The sequence below is a fragment of the Pseudomonas sp. J452 genome (assembly GCF_024666525.1).
Taxonomy (GTDB): Bacteria; Pseudomonadota; Gammaproteobacteria; order Pseudomonadales; family Pseudomonadaceae; genus Aquipseudomonas.
In genome coordinates this window covers 2,737,320-2,761,361 of record NZ_CP088294.1, presented here as the reverse complement: position 1 = coordinate 2,761,361, position 24,042 = coordinate 2,737,320, and the positions used below count along the sequence as shown (strand labels likewise).

Below are 24,042 nucleotides of genomic sequence, written 5' to 3'. Positions count from 1 at the left end.
ATATTGCCCCACTCCCAGAAATGGGAGTGAGTGGCACCGAGTCGCTGGCAGCCCTGTAAGCTCGGGCAGCGCCAGGGCCAAAGCTGGTCAACCGCAACGCTTGGCACAATCTCTCAGATCAACTGATGCTCGTCGTCACCCAGCAGACCACTCAAACCTTCGATCTCGGCACGGGTCACCGCCCGCTGATCGAGTTTGCGCCGCGCCGGCTCGGGCAGGTCGGTGTAGCGAATCACGCCCTTCTGTACCAGCACGCTGACCACGTCTTCCAGTACCCGTACCAGTTCAAGGTCTGACTCTTTCAGGCTGGTCAGGCGCGACTTCACTTCTTCCCTGGCTGTCAGCCAGTTCTCCAGTTCCGGGCTTTCAACCGCCAGGGTTTCCGTCATCCCCTCGAAAGGCTCATGCTCAACCCGCAGCAGCCGACCGTCCTCGTCCCTCAGCACATACACCATGCGACATCCTCCAGGCATGAAAAAGCCCGCTACCGGGAAGGGTAGCGGGCTTGATCATATAAGTGCAGTTCGAGCGGTGTCGACTGTGCCATACAGCCCCCGAGCCTACCGCCTCCACGGTAGGCTCGGATAAGGCCTAACTGCTAGGCCACATCGACCTTGAGGGTGCCATCGCCAAGCATGCCCAGGATCACGCTGCCCTCACTGCCAGTGGCGTAACTGGTGTAGAGGTTGACGTCCTGCAGCACGACAGTCTGCTCGGTCGAGGTAGCCGGATCGGCCGCCGAAGTAGCGCTGACCTTGATCACCGTATCCAGCGCCGCGCCGCCTCCGAGGTTGGCCGTACTGATGTCGATGAAGTTCAGCAGGTTGCCGAGCCCTCCATTGCCGATCTGGTTCTCCCCACTGAGCAGATCGGAGAGGTCCAAACGATCACCATTAACATTGCCATTGAAGTTATGGACAAAGCCCTGGACCGTATCTGTCCCGGTCGTACCAGCCTTCCATAGGTAGGTATCGTTGTCGGCACCGCCGATCAGCGTGTCATTACCCAGCCCACCAATCAGCACATCGTCGCCCGCCAGACCGGACAAGGTGTCGTTGCCCGTGCTGCCCTGAATGGCATCCGCCAGTGCCGACCCGGTGAAGGTGGTTCCGGCTTCGATGGTCACATGCAGGTTCACACTGGACGTGGCATCGTTGTCGGCGTCCTGCACCGCCACCTGGAAGTCCAGTTCGGCATCCAGTGTGGTGTTCTCCGAGGTGATCAGGCCGATATCGGAGACTTTCACCACATCGCTGTCGGTCTGGTTATTGAAGTTGGTGGTCGAACTCGATCCACCCGTATCACCGAAGGCCGCATTGAAGTTCAGTGCGGACGAGGTGGTAATGCTTTCAACACTGGTCAGAATCTGCGCACCGTAGATCTGCCAGTTTTCACCCACGCCGTTGTAGTCATTGCGCTCAATAACGATGGCACCATCGTTGTTATCCAGCGTGATGCCGTAGGCCAACAGTGCCGCCAGTGTTGCTGCACTACTACCGGATGTGGCGATATCGCTATTGCTGATCACCAGAGCCCGGGTGGTTTTTACGCCACCGTCGCCAATCAGCTTCAGCACCACCACCAGGTCTTCGCTGTTGATACCGTCGAACTTGAGGTAGACGCCCTCCGCCCGACCATCGGGATTGGCCACCACGGTGCCGGTCGGGTTGGTGGTATGGAATGTCAGATCCAGCACCTCACCCTTGCCGATGGTGTCGCCGCCCACACCGTTCGCCGTATTCGAGACACTGACCCAGGAAGCCGCCTGGGTGAACTGCTCACCGTTGACGTATATGCTGGTGTCAACCCCACCCGTCTGCAGGTTATTGCCACCGGTGCCTGCTCCTGGCTCCGCGGCGCTGCGGAACTGGACATAGAAGTCATTGTCCAGTTGTGCCACCGACACGGCCGGTTGGGTGTTATCCAGCACATTGCCACCCGACTCGTAGCCCGTGATGCTCAGCGACGCACTGGTTTTCAGGACACTGAAGCCCTCGACCGGTTCGCTCAACGATACCGTATAGGTGCCGTTGACCTTGTCGAACACCAGCGTACCTGTGGCCTCAACAGTCGTCCCTGGGGTGGCCGGATTCGGCGCATACCTGAACTCGACCTCGAAGGTTGCCGTGGTGGCGCTCTCCGACAGCCAGGTCACCGACTGCGAGCTGATGGCCGTGCCGCCGACAGTGCCGCTCAGGCTAATCGTCTTGAAGTCCGAATCGGCTGCACTGAACGGGCCAGTACCACGGGTATCGGCTCCGGTGCTGTAGTCAAAAATCCCTGTGCCCCCTGCCGGATTGCTGCTGTTGGCGTACACCAGATTGGAAGTAGCCAGGATGGCCGGCACATCATCCTCGACCTGGATCAACAGACTACCTGCCAGCGGCAGCGGGTTGACGCCATCGGAAGCCTGTATGGCCCCGGTAAGGTTCAGCGTCAGGATCTCGTTGTCATCGCCATTGGCACCGGGGTGATCCAGCGGCCCGAGCAGGGTGAAGGTGTAGGCGCCATTGCTCTGCACCACCAAGGTGAAGATGCTGGTCGCCCCAGCCATCGCCGTCAGCGTATTACCAGAGAAGCCATAGGTAACGGCAACCCCGTCCGAGGTCAGCACTGGCATACCGGTCGGCGTGTTGTCCAGGCTGAACTGCCCACTGTTGGTGCCCACCAGCAGCTCGACCAAACTACCGGAAACCGTAGTGGTCTGACCGTCGTTGTCGGTAATGCCGCCGGGCAGCTCATCCTCGTCGACCTTGCCGATCACCGGAGCGGTGTCTTCGACATGGATGCTGAGGGTCGCTGTCGAAGGGTCGCCGTCCTTGTCCACGATGACGTACTCGAAGCTCTCGGCCTGATCACCGATGACGTTCGAGGGAGCCCGATAAGTCCAGGCGCCAGTGGTGAAGTTGAAGGAGAAGGTGCCGCCCAGATCCGTTGCGACATTGGTCAACAGGTGATCGCCGTCGGCAATGCCATCCCAGGTATAGGTGGTGCCATCGACCTCGATGGACAGGATCCGGCCAGGGCCATCGGCACCAAAGGCGTCATCATCGCCACCGCCAACAGCGTTGTTGTCGCCCAGCAGGACGTTGCCGTTGACCACCGCACCGAGCACCGCGTCGAGCAGGGTGTCAACCAGCTCGTCGAAGTCATCTACCCGCAGCGGATCCTTGTTCGGGTTGGCGTCAAGATCCACATCCTCCAGGCGGGCATCGATGATGCCGTCACCGATACCGATGGTGGTGACATTGACGGGGTTGGCCGGATTGTTGAGGAAGGTGTTCCAGTCAGTGGCCGTGCCAGCCAGCAGTGAGGTGCCACCAGGGCCGGTCTGCTGGTTGGGGTTACCGTCACTGACGAAGACGACCTGATTGCTCCAGCCCGGCAGCGGATCATAGTCGTCCATGGCCTTCTCGATGGCATCGGTGAAGTCAGTGCCATTGCCGATGGTATTGGGACGAACGCCGCCCACCTCGGATGGGTTGAGGGCATTGACTTGGGTAGTGAACGACGCCGCGGTGGTGAACGGACCGTACGACAGCGCACTTTCCGAGAACACTACCAACTGGATCTTCACATCGCCCGTGGCGCTGGAGAACAGCGCCTGGCCAGCGGTGCGCACGGCATCCAGCATCTGGTTCAGCTCGGTATTGCTGATACTGCCGCTGAAGTCCAGTACGAACACCAGGTTGATGTCCTCGGTATTGCTGTCCTGGGCCACCGCATGATCGTCCTGAGCCACTGGGGTGTCGTCGTCGACGTTGATCGACAGGGTGCCATCGGCCTTGTCACCATCCTTGTCGGTCACCTGATAGTTCAGGGTGAACGCCTGATTGTTCTCCAGGTCGGCATCGGCATGCTGGATCGGCGCGTTCTGAGTGACGTTGTAGGCACCCGTGGCGCTGTTCAGCGTCACCGTCAGGACTGTGGTGGTGCCCTGTTTGACCAGCAGCGAACCCGCAGGACCGGCTTCATAGGTGAAGCCTAGCGGAGCTCCCGTGGTCAGCCATTGCACCGTACCAGCACCATCGGCACCGAAGTTGTGAACGAGAGCGCCACCGGTATTGAGTCCGTTGGCATCGTCGGTACCACCAGGTCCGCCTGGGATGCCATTGGTCAGTGCATCATCGTCCAGTTGCACCATGAGGTTGCTGCCCACGGACGGACCGTCGTCGTCGAAGGCAATCTTGCCACCGAGATCCAGGGTCTTGTCGGCACTGGCGAAGTCGCCGTCACCGTCGGTAATGGTCGCAGTGAGGGTCAGGCCGATCTTGCCGGCCAGCAGCACTTCTTCCTGATTGCTGTAGTTGCTGTTGGCGCCTGGCAGATCGTGGGAGATCTCCTGGAACTGGGTCAGGGTCACCTGCCCGGTTCCGGCATCTACCGCCAGTGAGAAGACAGTGTTGCCCACTGCTACCCCTACCAGGGATGCCGACGAGGAACCGACGATCTCACCACCGATCTTGTACAGATAGATTGGGCCGGCGGCACTGTTCATGCCGGATGCCAGCGGGCCGTTACCACCTGCCAGCAGGTTGAGGCTGTAGGTCTGAGTGACCGTACCGGGGCCATCCGCGCCATGGTTGGGCGTTACGACGAAGGCACCCGAGAAGCTGCCGGAGTCGGTATCGGAAGCCCCGCCTATGGTCTGGGCATCCTGGGTGTTCAGCGACGGATTCGGTGCAGTGCCGAAGACCACGCTGATGCTCGGTCCATGGTCGTCGAAGGCTACCCGGCCACCGAGATCGAGGGTCTTGTTGTCGGTGGCGCTATCACCATCATCATCGGTGATGACGACAGTGCCTTTCAGGCCCACCAGCCCCGCACCAAGCAGAGCTTCCTGCGCTTCATAGTTACTGCCGACGCCCGGCAGGCTGTGGTCGACCTCCTCGAACTGAGTCAGGGTTACCTGACCAGAGCCATTCACCGACAGGCTGAAGATGGTGTTGCTTGGATCGACACCCCCTTCGGTGGCGGAAGTCGAACCGTAGATCACCCCACCCGTCTCATAGAGGTAGATGGTCGCGCCATCACTGCTGAGGCCGGACGAACTGCCCTCCGCTGCCAACAGCACCAGCGCATAGCTGGCACTCACGGTGCCAGGACCATCTGCACCGTAGCTGGAGCTGGTCACACTGAACGCGCTGGAGAAGCTGTCGCTGTCACTGTCCGAGGCGCCGCCGATAGTCTCGGCATCCTGGGTATTGAGGACTTCGGTGTTCTGGCCGAAGCCCAGGCTGATGCTCGGGCCATCGTCATCGAACAGCACTTTGCCGCCCAGATCCAGGGTCAGGCTGTCGCTGTCAGTGTCCTGGTCGTAGTCGGTGATGGTGGCAGTACCCTTCAGGCCCACCAATCCAGCATTGAGTACGGCTTCCTGGGCATCGTAGTTGCTGGTATCGCCCGGCAGGTCATGGTCGATCTCCTGGCGCTGGGTCAGGGTGACCAGGCCGGTAGCGCTGTCCACCGACAGAGTGAAGATGGTGTTGCCGAGAGTGATCGCACCTTCGCTGCCTGCGGTGGAACCCACTATCTGCCCACTGCCGTCCTGGTAGAGGCGGATGGCATTGCCATCGCTGCTCAGCCCGGACAGCGTACCCTCGGCCACCAGCAGCGCCATGGAGTAACTCCAGGTCACCGCGCCGGGGCCATCGGCTCCGTGGTTGGGCGTCGCCGTGAAAGCGCCGCTGAAGTCACTGGTCGCGGTATCGGAAACCCCAGCCCCAATGGTCTCGGCATCCTGGGTATTGAGATCGTCGGCATCCTGCCCACTGCGGCCGACATCGATCAACGGCACGTCATCCTCGACGTGGATCAGGAAGTCACCCGACAGAGTCAGCGGATCGCTGCCATCGTTGGCCTGCAGGATGCTGGTGAAGTCGAGAGTCAACAGCTGATTGTCATCGCTACCATCCAGAGGATGGTCCAGAGACTGCTCCAGATTGAAGGTATAGCTGCCGTCATCCGCTACCTGCAGGGTGAACACCACCGGACCAGCCGGGCCGGCCGTAGCCGTCAGGGTATCGCCAAGCACGGTGTAAACCAGGGCCACGCCACCCGAGGTGGCCGGGGTAACGCCACTGGCGTCGGTGGACAGGGTGAAATGCGAACCCGCATCCGGCCCTACCACCAAGTCGGCCACAGTACCGGTGGCAACATCGGTGACGCTATCCAGGTCGTCGATGCCGTCGGGCAGATTGTCTTCATCCACATAGCCCTCAACCGGACCGGTGTCTTCGACGTGGATCGTCAGGGTTGCGGTCGAGGGGTCGCCGTCGTTATCGACGATCACGTACTCGAAGGTCTCGGTCTTGTCGCCATCGATATCCCCAGCAGCCTGATAGCTCCAGGCGCCGGTGGCGAAGTTGAAGCTCAACTTGCCGCCTTCCGCAGTAGCGATATCGGTCAGCTGTTCGTCACCATCAGCCGTGCCGTCCCAGGTGTAGGTGGTGCCATTGATCTCGATGGAGAGGATCTGCCCGGGGCCATCGGCACCAAAGGCGTCGTCATCACTTGTATTCGGTGCTTCATCGTTGCCCTCAAGCACATTACCGTCCACCAGGCCACCGAGAACGGCATCCAGCAGGGCATCGATCAGGTCGTCGAAGTCACCCACCAGAATCGGTGCCCCGCTGCCATCGAGATCGACATCCTGCAGCCGATCCTCGTCGATGCCGCCACCCACGCCGATGGTGGTGACGTTGAGGTCGTTATCGTTGATGAAGTCCAGCCAGTCGCTGGCGGTGTCGTCCTCGAGGGAATTACCTCCAGTGCCCAGCTGCTCGTTGGGATTGCCGTCGCTGATGAAGAACACCTGGTTGCTCCACCCCGGAATCGGCGTGTAGTCACTCATGGTTTCTTCGATGGCGGCGGTGAAGTCGGTATTACCATTGAACGGCCGGGTTCCGCCGTCATCCGGATTGATGCTGTCGATCAGCGCGGAGAAGCTGGCGAAGTCGCTGATCACCGGATAGGACAGGGCCGTGCCGGAGAAGGCCACGATCTGCACGTTGACGTCGGACGCGCCATTGAACAACGCCTGAGCCGCGGCACGCACGGCCTCCAGCATCTGGTTCAGCTCGGTGTTGTCGATGCTGCCGCTGAAGTCCAGCACGAACACTGCGTTGACGTCGAGCGGTTGCCCAGACTCCACCACGGCGTAGTCGTCCTGAGCCTCAGGCACGTCGTCCTCGACATTGATGACGAAGCTGCCGGGTACGAAACCGTCGACCGGGTCGCCGTCGCCATCGGTGGCGGTCAGCACGCCGGAGAAATCGATCGGCAGGCCGAGCAACTGGCCATCGTCGGTGCTACCTGGCAGAGGGTGATCCAGCGGCCCGAGCAGTTCGAAGGAATAACCGCCACCTGCCGTCACGGTCAGGGTGAAGACCGGATCGACACCGGCCATGGCAGTCAGCACATTGCCCACCACCGAGAACGTCAGTGGCGTACCGTCCGAGGTCAGCCCCTGGGCTTCGAGGGTCGCGATGTCCAGCGGGTCGTCGCTCAGGCCGAAGTCGCCAGCGCCGTCAGCGCCAAAGTTGACCAAGGCGTCCAGGGTGCCGTCAGGCGCACTGGTACTGGTGCCGGTAGCGTCACCGTCAGCGATGCCGCCGGGCAATTCATCCTCATCCACCTGACCGGAAACCAGTGGGATCGGTTGCTGCGTCTGGTCGTACTGCAGTGGCATGGCGACTGGGATGTCGTCTTCCACCTGAATCACGAAGCTGCCCGGATTCAAGCCGCTGAGCGGGTCATTGTCGCCATCGGTCGCGGTAATCAAGGCCGAGAAGTCGATCGGCGAACCAAGCTGTTCGTTATCGCCGGCCGGCGTGCCATCGGCCACCGGGTGATCCAGCGGGCCAAGCAGGGTGAAGGTGTAGCTGCCATCCGGGTTCACCTGCAAGGTGAAGATGGGCTCTGCGCCAGCTGTGGCGGTGAGCAGATTACCCACCACTGCGAAGCTCAGTGCCACACCACCGGAGGTCAGCCCTTGGGCTTCCATGGCCGCGATACCAGCCGGGCTGTTGGACAAGCCGATCGTACCCGGGCCATCGGCACCGAAATTGATTGCTGCATACAGGGCACCGGCCCCACCGTTAGCAACGGTGTTGACCCCATCGCCATCGCCGATACCAGCCGGCAGCTCATCCTCATCGACCTGATTGCTGACCCACGGCCGCTGACCGATGTCACGAGCCTCGGGCACATCATCTTCGACATCGATAGCGAAGCTGCCATTGGGCAAGGCAATCACCATCGGGTCATCGTCACCATCGGTGGCGGTAATCATCTTCGAGAAGTCGATACCCAAGCCCGCAAGGGTTTCACCGTCCAGGGCGCTATCAGCGACCGGGTGATCCAGCGGCCCACTGAGGACGAACTCGTAACTGCCATCGCCCCCAATAGTGAGTGTGAATATCGTGTTGCCATTAGCCGTAGCAGTCAGCACTCCACCGACCACGCTGTAGCTCAGCGCCGTACCTTCAGAGGTCAACGCCTGCAAGGTCAGCGAGCTGACATCGCTAGACAGGCCAACCGTACCCGGGCCATCGGCACCAAAGTCGATCAGCGCAAAGAGCGCACCCGGCCCACCAGAAACCGTAGTGCTCTGGCCAACGCCCTCCTCGTTACCCTCGTAGGGGGCACCACCACCCAGGGTCAAGGCATCTTCCTGAACAACCAGGTTGATATCCGCCTGGTCGTCCTGCGTTGGCAGAGGCACATCATCCTGAACATTGACGGTGAAGCTGCCCGCAGGGAAGCCCGCAGCCAGAGGATCGCCATCGCCATCGGTGGCGATCAGCAGAGCAGAGAAGTCGATACCCAAACCTGCCAGCTGCTCACCATCGAGGGTGCCATCTGCCACTGGATGATCGATAGGACCACCGAGGACAAACTCATAGCTGCCGTCATCACTCACTGTCAGGGTAAAGATGGTGTTGCCATTGGCAGTGGCCGTGAGCACATCGCCCACCACGCTGTAGCTCAATGGCGTGCCTTCGGAAGTCAGAGCCTGTAGATCAAGCGAGCTGACATCACTGGACAGGTTGAACGTACCGGGACCGTCTGCGCCAAAGCTGACCAGCGCATGCAGCGCGCCAGTACCGCCACTGATCGTGGTGGTTTGCCCAAGCCCTTCGGGATTGCCCTGATAAGGTGCTCCGGAGCCGGTGCTGAGAACATCCTCATGGACCAGACCATTGATGGTCGAGCCTTCGCCCACAGCATCGCGCGGTACGTCATCCTCGATATCGATGGTGAAGCTGCCTGACGGGAAACCGCCGACCAGAGGGTCACCATCGCCGTCGGTGACGGTCAGTACCGCGGAGAAATCAATGCCCAGGCCGGGCAAGCTTTCGCTGTCATTGCCATCCATAACCGGATGATCGATCGGGCCTTCGAGGACAAACTCGTAGCCGCCACCCGCCGTCACAGTCAAGGTGAAGATGGTCTCGCCACCGGCCGAGGCCGTCAGCACATTGCCGACCACGTTATAGGTCAGCGGCACACCACCGCTGCTCAGGTCCTGTGTAACGAGCGAGCTGACATCGGTCGACAAGCCGAAGCTGCCGGGGCCATCGGCACCGAACTCAACCATTGCCGACAGGGTGCCGTCAGGTGCGGTGATGCTAGTGCTTTGACCACCCTCATCGTTGCCCTCATGGGGCGCGCCATCCCCAAGGCTCAATGCATCCTCTTGCACGGCACTATTGACGGTCGGATGTTCGCGCTCACTACCAGCCAGCTCTGGTACGTCATCTTCCACATCGACCGTGAAGCTGCCTTGGGGAAAACCATTGACCAGAGGGTCGCCGTCACCATCGGTGGCGGTCAGTAGCGCGGAGAAGTCGATACCCAGGCCTGCGAGGGTTTCACTGTCATTGCCATCGGTCATCGGGTGGTCGATCGGTCCTTCGAGGACAAACTCGTAGCCACCACCGGCCGTCACGGTCAGGGTGAAGATCGTTTCACCACCGGCCGAGGCCGTCAGCACATTGCCGACCACGTTGTAGGTCAGCGGCACACCACCGCTGCTCAGGTTCTGTGTATTGAGCGAGCTGACATCCGTCGACAGACCGAAGCTACCGGGGCCATCCGCACCGAACTCGACCATCGCCGAGAGGGTACCGTCGGGCGCAGTGATGCTCGTTGTCTGACCACCTTCATCGTTGCCTTCATAGGGCGCACCATCGCCCACCGCCAAAGCATCCTCGTGTACCACGGCATTCACCGTGGGCTGCTTGCCTTCAACACTGTCCAGTTCGGGTACATCGTCTTCCACATCGATGGTAAAGCTGTCCTCTGGCAGTGCTACCAGCATGGGGTCGCCGTCGCCATCGGTGACAGTGATCATGTGTGAGAAGTCGATGCCCAGACCCACAAGGGTTTCACTGTCATTGCCATCCATCATCGGATGGTCGAGTGGGCCTTCGAGGACAAACTCGTAGCCGCCACCAGCCGTCACAGTCAGGGTGAAAATCGTTTCACCACCAGCTGAGGCGGTCAGCACATTGCCGACCACATCGTAGGTCAGGGGCACACCACCACTGCTCAGGTTCTGTGTATCGAGTGAACTGACATCCGTCGACAGACCGAAACTACCGGGGCCATCCGCGCCGAATTCAACCAGGCCGGACAGCGTGCCGTCAGGCGCGGTAATGGTAGTGCTCTGACCACCTTCATCATTGCCTTCATGGGGCGCACCATCGCCCAATGTCAATGCATCTTCCTGCACAGCTGCGTGCACACCGGCCTCACCGTCCACCACCGGCCGCGGTACATCGTCTTCAATGTTGACGGTGAAGCTACCGCGCGGAAAACCAGCGCCCAAGGGGTCGCCATCTCCATCGGTAGCCGTAAGAATTCCGGAAAAATCGACGCCCAGGCCATTGATATTTTCGCTGTCATCGCCATCGGCGTTGGGATGATCCAGCGGGCCGCTGAGCACAAATTCGTAGCCACCTCCGGCTGTCACGGTCAGGGTGAAGATGGTTTCACCACCGGCAGAGGCCGTCAGTACATTGCCCACTACGTTGTAAGTCAGAGCGATACCGCCACTACTCAGCCCCTGCGTATCAAGCGAGCTGACATCGGTCGACAGACCGAAGCTGCCTGGGCCATCAGCACCAAAGTTGACCAGGGCCGACAAGGTGCCATCCGGAGCACTGGCCGTAGTGGTTTGCCCCAGGCTGTCGTTATTGCCCTCGTAGGGCGCACCATCACCCAGGCTCAGAGCATCTTCATGCACCTGGCCACTGACCGAGAGCAAACCACCTTCTTCCTGTTCAGGGTTGCCGGCCAACTCGGGCACATCATCCTCAACATCGATAGCGAAACTACCCGGTGGGAAGCCGCCAGGCAGCGGGTCGCCATCTCCATCTACCGCAGTCAGTACTGCAGAGAAGTCGATACCCAGGCCGGGGAGATCTTCGGAGTCATTGCCATCCTGGTCCGGGTGATCAAGCGGACCGCTGAGTACAAAGCTGAAGCTACCATCCGGGTTCACGGTCAGGGTAAAGATGGTCTCGCCACCTGCCGAAGCGGTCAGCACATTACCTACGACGCTATAGCTCAGCGCTATGCCGCCACTACTCAGGGATTGGGCATCCAGCGAGCTGACATCAGCGGACAGACCAAAACCACCAGGGCCATCGGCACCAAAATCGACCAAGGCCGAAAGAGTACCTGGGCCGCCACTGACGGTGGTTACCTGGCCACCCTCGTCATTGCCTTCATAGGGGGCACCACCAGCAGTGGTCAGTGCGTCCTCCTGTACCTGCGCGATTACGCCAACTTCGCGCAACTCCACCAGTTGCGGCACATCGTCCTCAACATTGATGACGAAGCTACCTTGGTTGAAGGTTCCCACCGAGTCACCGTCACCATCAGTCGCGGCCAGCACGCCAGAGAAGTCGATGCCCGAATCGAGCAGTTCATCGTCATTGCCATCTGGGGTCGGATGATCGAGCTGACCAACCAGAGTGAAGCTGTAACTGCCGTTACCACCCACCTGCAGGGTGAAAATGGTTTCACCACCTGCCGAAGCGGTCAGCACATTGCCAACGACGCTGTAGGTCAGCGCGACTCCACCCGAGGTCAGACCTTGTGCCTCCAGAGAGGCGATAGCAGCCGGGCTTCCACTCAGACCAAAGCTGCCAACGCCATCGGCACCGAAGTTGACCAGTGCGGTGAGGGTACCGGCACCACCGGAAACCGAGTTGGTAACGCCGTCGCCATCGCTGATGCCATCAGAGGTTTCGTCTTCATCGACAACGGCAGAGACCAGTGCGCCCTCGCCCTCTAGCAGAATCGGGCCATCGTCGTTGACCAGCACATCAATAGACACCGTAGGCGATACATCACCATCAAGGTCGAACATCCGCACAGGGAAGCTTTCGCCAACCTGATCAGCTGCACCCGTGGCGTTAGGATTGCTGTGGTCGAAGGTGTTATCACTAAGGGTATAGGTCCAGTTACCGGCTGCATCCACCGTCAGGGTCCCATACTGCCCCTGCACTACGCCGCCATCGGTTACATCTATCCAGTTACCATTGACGTCCTGGATTTCCAGTACAGAAATGCCATCCGGCGAATCGATAATGATCGTACCGCTGGCCTGCTCGGCATTGCTGCCAGGGTTGGTGCCATCGGCCAGCCCTTCCTCGTCAACAATGGCCGGCCCGGCAACCAGCGTACCGCTCTCGTCCTCGTATTCGATGTCGATGTCCGGGGTGAAATCCGGTATTACAACCGGCGCTTCCGGGTCAGGGGTCACAATGGGTTCGGCATCCGGGAACTCCGGACCACTACTCAGCCCCTCGGTGGGGAAACCGATAACCGGATCGAGTGCACCGCCGGTCTCGCCGAGCAGTACAAAGCTATGGCCGCCACCTATGCCACCAGCACCACCAGCACCACCGCCGCCTGCACCGGGACCAGCAGCAGTCGCTTCGCCCTCAAGGGTCGGGTCGACACCCGCCTCGATCGCAGCCTGCAATTGTTCGACATCAGTCAGTTCGGAATCGGAGGGAGCGGCAGGGGCCGCATCTTCAGGTGAAGCAGGAGGCGTACCCTCTGCGCCGGCGAGCATCTGCTCGTTGAGGGTCAGACTGCTATCGCGCCCAACGGTCAGTTCCTGACCGTTGGTCATGGTGATGGCAATCGCACCGCTGGCACCGGTTACAAGCTGCTCACCGGCATAGACACGATCACCCTCGACTAGCGGCCGACGCGTTCCGTCGCCAGCTACCGCATAGACCTCGCCGACAACCTGGCTGACGACACCAATCAAAGTAGCCATGATTCCTTCCTCCACACCACACCGTCGGCCGCTGCCGACACGTTTCAAAAGGGTCAATCGCCTTTCGAATCAGAGGATTGTGCGAAGAAAATTGCCGGAAAAAGCTACGGTGCTATCAACCCATTTCGCCAACGCGACAAAAAAGTGTCGCCCCAACTGCACCGACCTATTCCCTCAGATACCTCTTCGCCCTTATGCTCCAAACTGCGCTTGACCACCAACCTTCACCGCAAAATGAGCTGAAAGCCTCATTTCTCGCGGCTTACAGGGGAAACAATGTGCTGGTTTTCACAGAGTGCATAAGACTTTTTTCTCATAAATCTTGCGCCAATTTTTTCTTAGCTACTCTTAAAGATGTTCTTAGCTGTGATGTTACAGACCTGAAACGCTTTTTCAGGGAAAGCGTCAATATTCTGGCGACAGGAACTGAGCATATAAATAAGGAGAACTACCCCATGCGCGTTCTTACACCGCTCTGCCAAGGCATATTGCTAGCGATTGCCTGTACCCAGGCACAGGCAATGACCCTCTCCGAGGCGATTCAAAGCACGGTAGACAACCACCCCGAACTGCACGCCAGCATGAATGACCGCCTTGTCTCCGATGAAGAGGTCAAGGTTGCCAAGGGCGGCTACCTGCCAACCGTCGATCTGCTAGCCGGCTATGGTCGCGAGCAAACCGACAGCCCAAGCACTCGTGCTCTTGGCGATCACAACAAGGAAACCCTGAACTACCGCGACGCCGAACTGCGCCTGCGGCAGATGCTGTTCGATGGTTTCAACACCCCAAACGAGGTGGCGCGCACTGAAGCCGTGGTGAACTCCCGCGCCTACTATGTATTAGGCACCTCCGAGAGCCTGGCCCTGCGTACCGTCGAGGTCTACCTGGACATACTCAAGCGCCGCGAAATGGTGACCCTGGCCGAGAACAACCTGCAGGCCCACCAGCGCATCCATGATCAGATCCGCCTGCGTAGCGAGCGGGGCGTGGGCAGCACTGCCGACCTCGATCAGTCCGAAGCGCGTTTGGCACTGGCGGAGAACAACCTCTACACCGAACAAGTCAACCTCGCCGACGCCGAAGCCAACTTCTTCAGCGCTACCGGACGCATGCCCGACGAGCTGGAGCAACCAGGCACGATCAAGGGTGAAGTCCCCGAGGATCTGGGCGTTGCCCGGCAAACGGTAATGGACAACAACCCTTACCTGAAATCGGCACAAGCCGATGTGTATGCCGCAGAGAAGCAGTATGAAGTGGCCAAGTCGCCCTTCTACCCGCGCTTCGATCTGGAGCTGGCCACCACCGCCGATGACAACACCCAGGGCGATGAAGGCCACTACAACACCTGGCGTGCCGCCGTGGTGATGAACTACAACCTGTTCAACGGCCTGCGCGACAAGGCCCGCCTGCAATCAGCGGCGCACCAGATCAACCAGTCGATGGACATTCGCAACAATGCCCTGCGCGTTCTCAACGAGAACCTGGCCCTGGCCTGGAACGCCATGGAGAACGCCCGCCTGCAAACTCCCAAGGCGCGCGACTATGCTGATTACACCTCACGCGTACGCGAGGCGTATCAGCAGCAGTTCAGCCTCGGCCAACGCACCCTGCTCGACCTGCTGGACAGTGAAAACGAACTCTTCACCGCCAACCGCCGTTACACCGAGGTGCGCTACACCGAAGAGTTCTCCATGTACCGCGTGATCTCCGCCACGGGCGATCTGCTGAAGAAGCAGAACGTCGTACTCCCGGCTGAAGCTGTAGCACTCACCGAAATCAAAAGTGAGGCGCGCCTGCCGGAAATGAAGTAAACCCGGCGAAGAGATTGCCTGGAAACGATTCATCCACTGTTTCCAGGCAACCTCTCAGGAGTAGTGACCTTGACCACCATGGAACGGAAGCCTTCCGACGACCAGCGGCAAAGTCACGATGACCCGCTACTGGATGGATTACTGATTCTCTGCAACCTGCATGAATGCTCCGCCAGCCGGGCCAGCCTTACCGCCGGCCTGCCAATGCCGGAACAATGCCTGAGCGCTGAACTCCTGCCACGCGCAGCCGCCAGGGCGGGTCTGCAAGGGCGCATATTGCGCCGCGACCTCAACGCCATCTCACCCCTCAACCTGCCCGTCCTGCTATTGCTGAAAGACGGTCGCAGCGCCGTATTGCGCAAGTTCGGGCCAAAGAACCAGCTGCTGATCCTGCCGTGCGAAGCCGAAGGCGGCGAGCAATGGGTCAGTCGTGAACACCTGCTGCTGGAGTATTCCGGCCAGGCCTTCTTCGCCCGTCCGCGGCATGAGCTGGAAGATGTCCGCACACCGCTGGTACCACGCATCGATGCCTGGTTTCGTGACACGCTCAAGCTGTCACGCTGGCTGTATACCGACGCGGTGCTCGCCAGCCTGCTGATCAACCTGCTGGGCCTGATGGTGCCGCTGTTCGTCATGCAAACCTATGACCGCGTGGTACCCAACCAGGCCACGTCGACTCTGTGGGTACTGGTCATCGGTCTGTTCATCGGCAGCGGCTTCGAACTGCTGCTGCGTGTACTGCGAGCACATCTGCTCGACATTGCCGGCAAGAAGACCGACGTGGTGTTGTCCGCCACGCTGTTCGAGCGCATCACCGGCATGTCGATGAAGGCGCGACCGGCCACCGTCGGCGGGTTCGCCCAGAGCATCCACGACTTCCAGGGGCTGCGTGAATTTCTCACCGCCGTGACCCTGACCAGCCTGATCGACCTGCCCTTCTCCATCCTCATGATCGTGGTCATTGGCCTGCTGGGTGGCTGGCTGGTGGTCATTCCCCTGCTGGCCTTCCCGATTACCGCCATTTTCGCCCTGGTGATCCAGTCTCGCCTGCGCGACACCGTACAGAAAAGCCTCGCCCTGGGCGCCGAACGCCAGGCGCTACTGATCGAGACCCTCAGCGGCCTGGAAACCCTCAAGGCCTGCAGCGCCGAAAGCGAGCGCCAGCATCACTGGGAAAAAACCCATGGCGCTCTCACCCGCCTGGATAACCACAGCCGCTTCCTCGCCTCACTGGCCACCAACGGCACCATGTTCTTCCAGCAGTTTGCCGGTATGGCCACCATAGTCGCCGGGGTCTACATCATCATCGCCGGGCACCTCAGCGTTGGTGCCCTGGTGGCCTGCTACATGCTCGGCAGCCGAGTACTTTCCCCATTAGGGCAAATCGCCGGATTGATTACCCGCTACCAGCAAGCCCGCCTGACCATGACCAGCACCGATGCGCTGATGGCTTTGCCCCAGGAACGCGAGGCCAAGCAGCGCCCACTGGAACGCACCCATCTGAAAGGCGCGCTCGATGTACGCCAGGTCAGCTTCAGTTATCCCGGCCAGAGCACCCCGGCCCTGGTCAAAGTCAGCCTGCGCATGAATGCCGGAGAGCGAATCGGCATCATCGGTCGTAGCGGTTCGGGCAAAAGCACACTCGCGCGCCTGGTGATGAACTTCTACAGCCCGGACGAAGGCCAGATTCTTCTCGACGGCCTCGATCTGCGCCAGCTGGATGTCGCCGACCTGCGCCACCAGATCGGTTACGTCGCCCACGACCTGCCCCTGTTGTCGGGCAGCTTGCGCGACAACCTGACCTTGGGCGCCCGTTATGTCAGCGACGCGCGCATGCTCGAAGTGGCGGAAATGACCGGGGTTTCCGAACTGGCCCGGCAACACCCGCAAGGCTTCGATCGCCCGGTAGGGGAACGCGGGCAACTGCTGTCCAGCGGCCAACGCCAGGCAGTATTGCTAGCCAGGGCCCTGCTGCTCGACCCGCCCATCCTGCTGTTCGACGAACCGACCAGCGCCATGGACAACACCAGCGAAGACATCCTGCGCAACCGCCTGCACAGCCTGGCGCAGGGCAAGACCGTACTGCTGATCACCCACCGCGCCTCGATGCTCAGCATGGTCGACCGCCTGGTGGTACTCGACAATGGCCATGTCGTCGCCGATGGCCCTAAAGAAGCCGTGATCGAAGCCCTGCGCAAGGGTCGCGTCGGTCCGGCGGCGGTGTAAAGCGCGCCACCCTGTGGAGGTCGTGCATGGAACTGACTCAATCGATCCGCGATTACTTCGGCAGCCTGCAGAAAAACAAGCAGGACACCGAGTTCATGCCCGAAGTAGACGGCGCCATTCTGGAAGATTCGCCCTGGCTGGCCCGGGCCACGGTGTGGTCGGTCAGCGCCTGCCTGCTGGTGGCGCTGATCTGGGCCAAGTTCGCCGTATTGGAAGAGGTCACCACCGGCGAAGGCAAAGCCATCCCATCCAGCAAGATACAAGTCATCCAGAACCTGGAAGGCGGTATCGTCACTGAGATCTTCGTGCGTGAAGGCCAAGTAGTGAACAAGGGCGACACCCTGCTGCGCCTCGACGACACCCGCTTCCTCTCCAACCGTGGCGAAACCGAAGCCGATCGCATGGCCCTGGTCGCCCGCGTGGAACGCCTCAGCGCCGAAGCCGAGGGTCGCCCCCTGGCCTTGCCGGAGGAGCTGGTGAAACAGGCCCCGCAACTGGTTGAAGACGAAATGGCGTTGTATCGCTCGCGCCAGCAGCGCCTGCACAGTGAGCAAAACACCCTGCAGGAGCAGTTGCAGCAGAAAACCCAGGAGCTCGCCGAATTCCGCGCCAAATCCCAGCAATATCGCTCCAGTCTTGGGCTGCTCCAACAGGAGCTGAACATGTCGCAGCCGCTGGTGGAAACCGGAGCGATCTCTCAGGTGGAAATCCTCCGCCTGCGCCGCAGCGCCGTGGAGGTGCGCGGCTCGCTGGATGCAACCAACCTGGCCATCCCGCGCGCCGAATCGGCCATCGAAGAAATCAAGAGCCGCATTCAGGAGTCCGAACTGGCCTTCCGCTCGGATGCCTTCAAGGAACTCAACGAGATGCGCACCGAGCTGAAGAAGATCACCTCTACCAGCGTCGCCATCGACGACCGGGTGACCCGCACCACGGTGGTTTCACCCGTGCACGGGATCATCAAGCTGCTCAAGGTCAACACCATTGGTGGCGTGGTGCAGCCCGGTGATGCCATGGTCGAAGTAGTACCGCTGGAAGACAACCTGCTGATCGAAGCCAAGGTGCGCCCGCAGGATGTGGCCTTCCTCCATCCCGGCCAGAAGGCCATGGTCAAGTTCACCGCCTACGACTACACCATCTATGGCGGACTGAAGGCCAAACTGGAACTGATCAGCGCCGACACCATCACCGACGAGGAAGGCAACAGCTTCTACCTGATCCAGGTACGCACCGACCAGAGCCACCTGGGCACCAAGGAACATCCCCTGCTGATCATTCCCGGCATGGTGGCCACCGTCGACATCATCACCGGCGAGAAGAGCGTGCTGGACTACCTGCTCAAGCCCGTGCTCAAAGCCCGCTCGGAAGCACTGCGCGAACGTTGAGTACTGAGGTAGCCCGGATGCAATCCGGGAATTTTCGTGCCGGATGCAACAGGGCCCCGGATTGCATCCGGGCTACGATTTCTGGTGATTGCGCAGAAAGGTTTCCTCGCCCATCGCGGCGATCTGTCCCTCGATCAGCGCGTCGAACGGGCGCAGCAGCTCATCGAAACAGGCCGGTGCCTCCTGCAGATTGAGCGCAACGACTATGGCCTCGATGGTCGCCAGCGCCCCCTCCCCTGGCGCCTTGCGCAGGCGATAGCGTGACTGCAGCCCCGCCGGCAAACAGACCCGTGGCAACTCAGCCAACAGCGGATTCAGGTGCAGCAACTTGCGCGCCTTGCGCCAGGTACCATCCGGCACCACCAGCAATAGCGGACGATCATCCCCCGGCACGCTGGCCAATGGCAGTTCCTGCGCCTGCTCCCCGGGGAACAGCAGGCAAGCGCGGTACTCGTTATTCAGCCACTGCTGCAGATCGGCAAACACCTCACCCACCTTGAGTTCGGCATTCATCAGGCCCAATGCCGCCAACCGAGCGGTGTTGAGGGCATGCGCCACCTCGTCCGGATGCTGCAAGATCAACACCCGTGTACGGCTCGGCAGGCTCGGAATCAGGTGACACAGGCAATGGTTCTGCGGTCGAGCACAACGCTCGCAGCGGGGTCGGGACATACGCACACTCCTTGGGCCACGCAGTGTGCCATAGCTGCTTCAGCCCACGCAGTTGCAGCACGGCAACCGCTCACCAGCCGCGAGAGAAATCTATTCGGCGCCAGCAAAGCGGCAAGCCTGAACATATACCGCCGAGCCTGCGCCTCAGCCACGGGTTATGGGCAAACAACACAACTACGCAGCTGAAAAAACAAGACCCGGTCAATGCCGGGTCTTGTCGTCCAACCTCTAACTGCTTCAGCGGTTAAAGCGTTCCGCCAGGCTGTGCAGGTACTCGGCCATCTGCTCCAGCTCCCGCCCAATCGTCGCCCCTTGCTGCGCCTGACCCGCGCTGTGATCGGAGAGCTGGGCGATGCGGGTAATCTGCCGACTGATGTCCTCGGCGACATGGCTCTGTTGTTCCGAAGCCGCGGCCATCTGCTGGCTCATGCCGGTGATACGGGTCACCGCCGTGCTGATGCCCACCAGCGCCTCACGCACCTCTTCGACGCTTTGCACGCTCTCGCGGGAAATCGTCTCGCCCTTGCCGGCGGTTTGCACCGCTCGCTCGGCGCCACTGCGCAAGGAGGAAATGATCTGGTGGATCTGCTCCGTGGACTCCCGCGTACGCCCGGCCAGCGCCCGTACCTCATCGGCCACCACGGCAAAACCTCGGCCCTGCTCACCCGCTCGCGCCGCCTCGATCGCGGCATTGAGGGCCAATAGATTGGTCTGCTCGGCGATCGAAGTGATCACATCGGCCACACTGCCAATCGACTGGGTGGAGCTGGCCAGGTCATTCACCGCCTGGCCGATCTCCTGTACGGCACCCGCCATATGCTGCATGGCCTGCAGGCTGCTATCGGCAAGATGACGGCCCTGCTGCGCCAGACGATCCGCCTCTTCGGCGGCATGCGAGGTGTTCTGCACGTTGTGCGTTACTTCCTGAATGGTGGCCGCCATCTGGTTGATCGCCGTGGCCGACTGATCCGTCTCGCTGCGTTGCTGATCCAGCAGTTCGGCACCAGAACGCGACAGCTCGGCTGACTGCGCGGCACGCTTGCGCACGCTCTCACCCGCATCTTCCAGGCGCGTCAGGGCGGTCTGCAGACGCGCCTCCTCGCTGATCATGGCCATGTCGAGCAGCGCCTGAGCGCCGCGATTATCGCTATAGGTCAACGCCACCAGCGCACTGGTAAAGGCCTTGGGGTGCTCGGCCAGGGTCTGCCGGATCAGTTGGCGCTTGCTGTACAGCTGATAAGAGCCCAGGCCAAACATCACCACGAAAATGAATAGAAGCAACCACCAACCACTCATTACCCAATGACCACCGAGGATCACCAGACCGGCGAGGATCAGCGGCCAGGAACGCAGCAGGTCATAGGTCAGGTATTCCAGCTTGGGCACCGGTGGTTTGCCAGCGCGCAAACGCGCATAGAGATTCTCGGCCCGCCTTTTCTGTTCCTCACTGGGCACCGAGCGCACCGACTCGTAGCCGGACATCTTGCCGTTCTCATAGACCGGCGTGACATAGGCACTGACCCAGTAGTAATCACCATTCTTCGAGCGATTCTTGACCACCCCCATCCAGGGCTTGCCCTGTTTGATGGTTTCCCACATATGGGCAAACACCGAGGGTGGCATATCCGGGTGACGCACCATGTTGTGCGGCTGACCGATCAATTCTTCGCGGGTAAAGCCGCTGATCTCGACAAAAGCATCGTTGCAGTAGGTGATATGGCTGTTCAGGTCGGTCGTGGAAATCAGGCGTTCAGTCGCTGGGAAAGTTCTTTCCCGCTGGGATACGGGGAGGTTTTGGCGCATGGGAATCATCCTTGGACAAGGTTGACGGTGGACTTCCAAGCTCACACAAATAGGGTCTAGCACAGCCGTGCAAAAACACCATTAAAAGTGTGGCATTAGTCCAGCGCCAGCCGAGCCATGCCCATATCACAGACAAGCGTCTGCTCTCTGCCAGGCAGAGAAAAACCGATCCAAGACAGGTAGGCCTTGCGCCTACCTGTGCACTGACGATCTAGCGTAAATGCGTGGGCTTGCGTGCATCACGCGATGGTTCTCTACGCACGGGGATCGGTTGCAGGCGCGGCGGCTCGATCAAGCCCAGTGCGATGAGAAACTGGCGAACAACATTGTGCAATCTGGCTTTCATACAACGTCCTCCTGCCATAAGCAAAGCGGCGTGGGCTGCAACTGCAGCCACTACCCTTGAGCATAGGCTAGCTCGCACCAGGACGAAGCCAGTTGTCGCAGATCAGTTCAGGGGCGGTTGCCGCTTCGCTCACGGCCGCGACGGAATCCATGCGGGTTGCGCGAAAGGAACGCAACAGACCCTGACCATCACTGGATGCTGTCGGCGAACTCCTTGCGCCGGTAGGGGAACACGTCGATCACCTTGCCCGCCCGAATCGCCTCCTGCAGGCCCTTCCAGTAGTCGGCGTCGTACAGGTCGCCATGCAACTGGCTGAACAGCCGACGCTGGCCGATATCGGCGAACAGGAACGGCGGGAACTCCTCGGGGAACACATCCAGCGGCGCCACCGAATACCAGGGCTCGGAGGCCATTTCGTCTTCCGGATAACGCGGCGGCGGAATACGCCGGAAGTTGGCCTCGGTCAGGTAGCAGATCTCGTCGTAGTCGTAGAACACCACGCGGCCATGGCGGGTGACGCCGAAGTTCTTCAGCAGCATGTCGCCGGGGAAGATATTCGCCGCGGCCAGCTGCTTGATGGCCAGACCGTAGTCCTCCAGGGCTTCGCGCACCTGGGCCTCGTTGGCGCTTTCCAGGTAGATGTTCAGCGGGGTCATGCGCCGCTCGGTCCAGCAGTGGCGGATCAACACGGTGTCGTCGTTTTCGATGGCCACGGTGGACGGCGCCACTTCCAGCAGTTCGGCCAGGCACTCGGGATCGAACTTGGCCTTGGGGAAGCGGAAGTCAGCGAACTCCTGGGTATCGGCCATGCGTCCGACCCGGTCGACACTCTTCACCAGGCGGTACTTCTCGATCACCGTGGCGCGGTCGACGTTCTTCGACGGCGAGAAGCGATCCTTGATGATCTTGAACACCGTGTTGAAGCCCGGCAGGGTGAACACGCTCATGACCATGCCGCGCACGCCCGGCGCCATGATGAACTTGTCGTCGGTGCTGGCCAGATGGTTGATCAGCGAGCGGTAGAACTCCGACTTGCCGTGCTTGTAGAAGCCGATCGAGGTGTACAGCTCGGCGATGTGCTTGCCCGGCAGGATGCGCTTGAGGAAGCCGATGAATTCCGCCGGGATCTCCACCCGCACCATGAAATAGGAACGAGTGAAGGAGAAGATGATCGAGACTTCCGCCTCGTCGGTGATCAGCGTATCGATCTGGATGCCCTGCCCCTCGCGGTGCAGCAACGGGATCACCAGCGGCCACTGCTCGTCGCGGGTGAAGATGCGCCCGACCAGGTAGGCGCCCTTGTTGCGGTAGAGGGTGAAGGAGAACAGCTCGATGCACAGCTCCGGATCCTTGCACACCCAGTCCGGCAGGTTGTTGCGCAACTGCCCTTCCAGGCGGTTGATATCGCGTTCGAGGTTCTCGAAGCCGACGCTGAAACGGTAATCGCTGAACACCGCATGCAGGGCCTGCTGCAAATTGCCCTGCGGCTTGTAGCTGCGCGTCTGCGGAGCACTGGCCTGCGGGCGCAGGGACGGCCGCGTGGTGTGGATGAACATGCAGCCATCGCTGATCTGGTCATGGCTGAACAGGCCGCAGAAGATCGAGTTGAACCAGGTTTCCGCCAGCTCATCATCGAAACGCTGGTCGATCAGGGTGATGTAGGCGCTTTTTACCAGCGGCCACAAATCGACATCCAGCAGGAATTCGTCGCTGAAACTGGCGCGCAGACGCTCACCCACTTCACTGACTTTCTCTTCGTAGAGGTTGATCCGCGCAGCCGAAGCGGCCTGCGCCTCCTGCCACAGCGCCTGCTCGAAGCGCGCCCGGGCGCCATTGGTGATCTCACGGAAATGCTCGCGATAGTCGTCGAAGCCGTCGAGGATCAGACGGGCGATATCTGCGGCTGGCCGTTGCTGCGCCATGGGAAAGCCTCTGCTGCGTATGCGAAGACGCGAGCTTAGCCAGAGCCGCGCGCCAGGGAAAGCCACAAACCACTCCCTAGGGTCTGCTCCCGTTTCGTTCACGGCCGCGACGGAGCCTGTTTTTGCGCGGGGCTAGGCGCGAGACGCGAGGTTTGGTCGTCCAAATGAGCCGTCGAGTAACGACGTCCCGCGCGAAAACAGGCCCGTCCCTTCGGGTTGCGCGGAAAATCGCGCCATGCGTCGTTGCGGGACTTGCCAAGGGAATGACCATTGCCGGCGTCCCGCGCCTAGCCTGGCGCGATTTTGCGCAGCAACGCGGTTCGCGAACGAAACGGGAACAGACCCTAGCGCCTGGATTCGCCAGCCGAGACAAAGTCATCGGGCAAAAAGAAGGCGGTGTCCGGGGAAAGGAGCACCGCCTTAAAGCACTGACGAATTGAACCCTGGGTTCAGATCAGCAGCAGATAGACCGCCGAGCCGCCCAGCAACATGCCAGGTCGGTCAGATAAGACTGTTAGATCAGGACGTGGACCTCGATCAGGCGAGGGCGCGCAGTACATTCACAGGGAAGGCA

9 protein-coding genes are annotated in these 24,042 nt (G+C 60.7%); 3 read left to right on the top strand and 6 right to left on the bottom strand.

Features of this window, described 5'->3' with window-relative positions; all coding sequences use genetic code 11:
• Positions 1 to 113: 113 nt before the first annotated feature.
• Positions 114 to 455, bottom strand: a complete 342-nt coding sequence (locus LRS11_RS12480) for a tryptophan synthase subunit beta (protein WP_260493310.1) — start codon at positions 453 to 455, stop codon at positions 114 to 116.
• 143 nt (positions 456 to 598) lie between these two features.
• The gene (locus LRS11_RS12475) at positions 599 to 13,303 is read right to left on the bottom strand and encodes a retention module-containing protein (protein ID WP_260493309.1); all 12,705 of its coding nucleotides are present in this window, start codon (positions 13,301 to 13,303) and stop codon (positions 599 to 601) included.
• A gap of 455 nt (positions 13,304 to 13,758) precedes the next feature.
• Here LRS11_RS12475 and LRS11_RS12470 point away from each other — a divergent pair, with 455 nt between their 5' ends.
• The 3 genes from LRS11_RS12470 (at position 13,759) to LRS11_RS12460 (ending at position 18,725) form a co-directional block, all read left to right on the top strand.
• Entirely contained in the window at positions 13,759 to 15,114 is a 1,356-nt protein-coding gene (locus LRS11_RS12470; RefSeq protein WP_260493308.1) for a TolC family outer membrane protein, read from the top strand.
• 78 nt (positions 15,115 to 15,192) lie between these two features.
• Positions 15,193 to 17,340 (top strand): type I secretion system permease/ATPase, encoded by a 2,148-nt coding sequence (locus tag LRS11_RS12465; RefSeq protein WP_409519812.1) that lies wholly within the window; start codon positions 15,193 to 15,195, stop codon positions 17,338 to 17,340.
• A gap of 26 nt (positions 17,341 to 17,366) precedes the next feature.
• Positions 17,367 to 18,725, top strand: a complete 1,359-nt coding sequence (locus tag LRS11_RS12460; protein ID WP_260493306.1) for an HlyD family type I secretion periplasmic adaptor subunit — start codon at positions 17,367 to 17,369, stop codon at positions 18,723 to 18,725.
• 72 nt (positions 18,726 to 18,797) lie between these two features.
• Here LRS11_RS12460 and LRS11_RS12455 read toward each other — a convergent pair whose 3' ends face one another.
• The 4 genes from LRS11_RS12455 to aceK all read right to left on the bottom strand — a co-directional run bounded on the left by LRS11_RS12455 (position 18,798) and on the right by aceK (position 23,468).
• On the bottom strand, positions 18,798 to 19,397 hold the full coding sequence (locus LRS11_RS12455) for a tRNA-uridine aminocarboxypropyltransferase (RefSeq protein ID WP_260493305.1): 600 nt from the start codon (positions 19,395 to 19,397) through the stop codon (positions 18,798 to 18,800).
• Positions 19,398 to 19,634: 237 nt separating this feature from the next.
• Positions 19,635 to 21,200 (bottom strand): PAS domain-containing methyl-accepting chemotaxis protein, encoded by a 1,566-nt coding sequence (locus LRS11_RS12450; RefSeq protein WP_260493304.1) that lies wholly within the window; start codon positions 21,198 to 21,200, stop codon positions 19,635 to 19,637.
• A 211-nt stretch (positions 21,201 to 21,411) separates the two neighbouring features.
• Entirely contained in the window at positions 21,412 to 21,546 is a 135-nt protein-coding gene (locus LRS11_RS22355) for a PA1414 family protein (protein WP_312026970.1), read from the bottom strand.
• 188 nt (positions 21,547 to 21,734) lie between these two features.
• Positions 21,735 to 23,468, bottom strand: coding sequence for a bifunctional isocitrate dehydrogenase kinase/phosphatase (gene aceK / locus LRS11_RS12445; RefSeq protein ID WP_260493303.1), 1,734 nt, complete (start codon positions 23,466 to 23,468; stop codon positions 21,735 to 21,737).
• Between the last annotated feature and the right edge of the window lie 574 nt (positions 23,469 to 24,042).

Bases quoted from the DNA above. Each gene is read 5' to 3' on its own strand.
- LRS11_RS12480 (WP_260493310.1), bottom strand. From the start codon at position 455: ATGGTGTATGTGCTGAGGGACGAGGACGGTCGGCTGCTGCGGGTTGAG.
- LRS11_RS12475 (WP_260493309.1), bottom strand. From the start codon at position 13,303: ATGGCTACTTTGATTGGTGTCGTCAGCCAGGTTGTCGGCGAGGTCTAT.
- LRS11_RS12470 (WP_260493308.1), top strand. From the start codon at position 13,759: ATGCGCGTTCTTACACCGCTCTGCCAAGGCATATTGCTAGCGATTGCC.
- LRS11_RS12465 (WP_409519812.1), top strand. From the start codon at position 15,193: ATGGAACGGAAGCCTTCCGACGACCAGCGGCAAAGTCACGATGACCCG.
- LRS11_RS12460 (WP_260493306.1), top strand. From the start codon at position 17,367: ATGGAACTGACTCAATCGATCCGCGATTACTTCGGCAGCCTGCAGAAA.
- LRS11_RS12455 (WP_260493305.1), bottom strand. From the start codon at position 19,397: ATGTCCCGACCCCGCTGCGAGCGTTGTGCTCGACCGCAGAACCATTGC.
- LRS11_RS12450 (WP_260493304.1), bottom strand. From the start codon at position 21,200: ATGCGCCAAAACCTCCCCGTATCCCAGCGGGAAAGAACTTTCCCAGCG.
- LRS11_RS22355 (WP_312026970.1), bottom strand. From the start codon at position 21,546: ATGAAAGCCAGATTGCACAATGTTGTTCGCCAGTTTCTCATCGCACTG.
- aceK (WP_260493303.1), bottom strand. From the start codon at position 23,468: ATGGCGCAGCAACGGCCAGCCGCAGATATCGCCCGTCTGATCCTCGAC.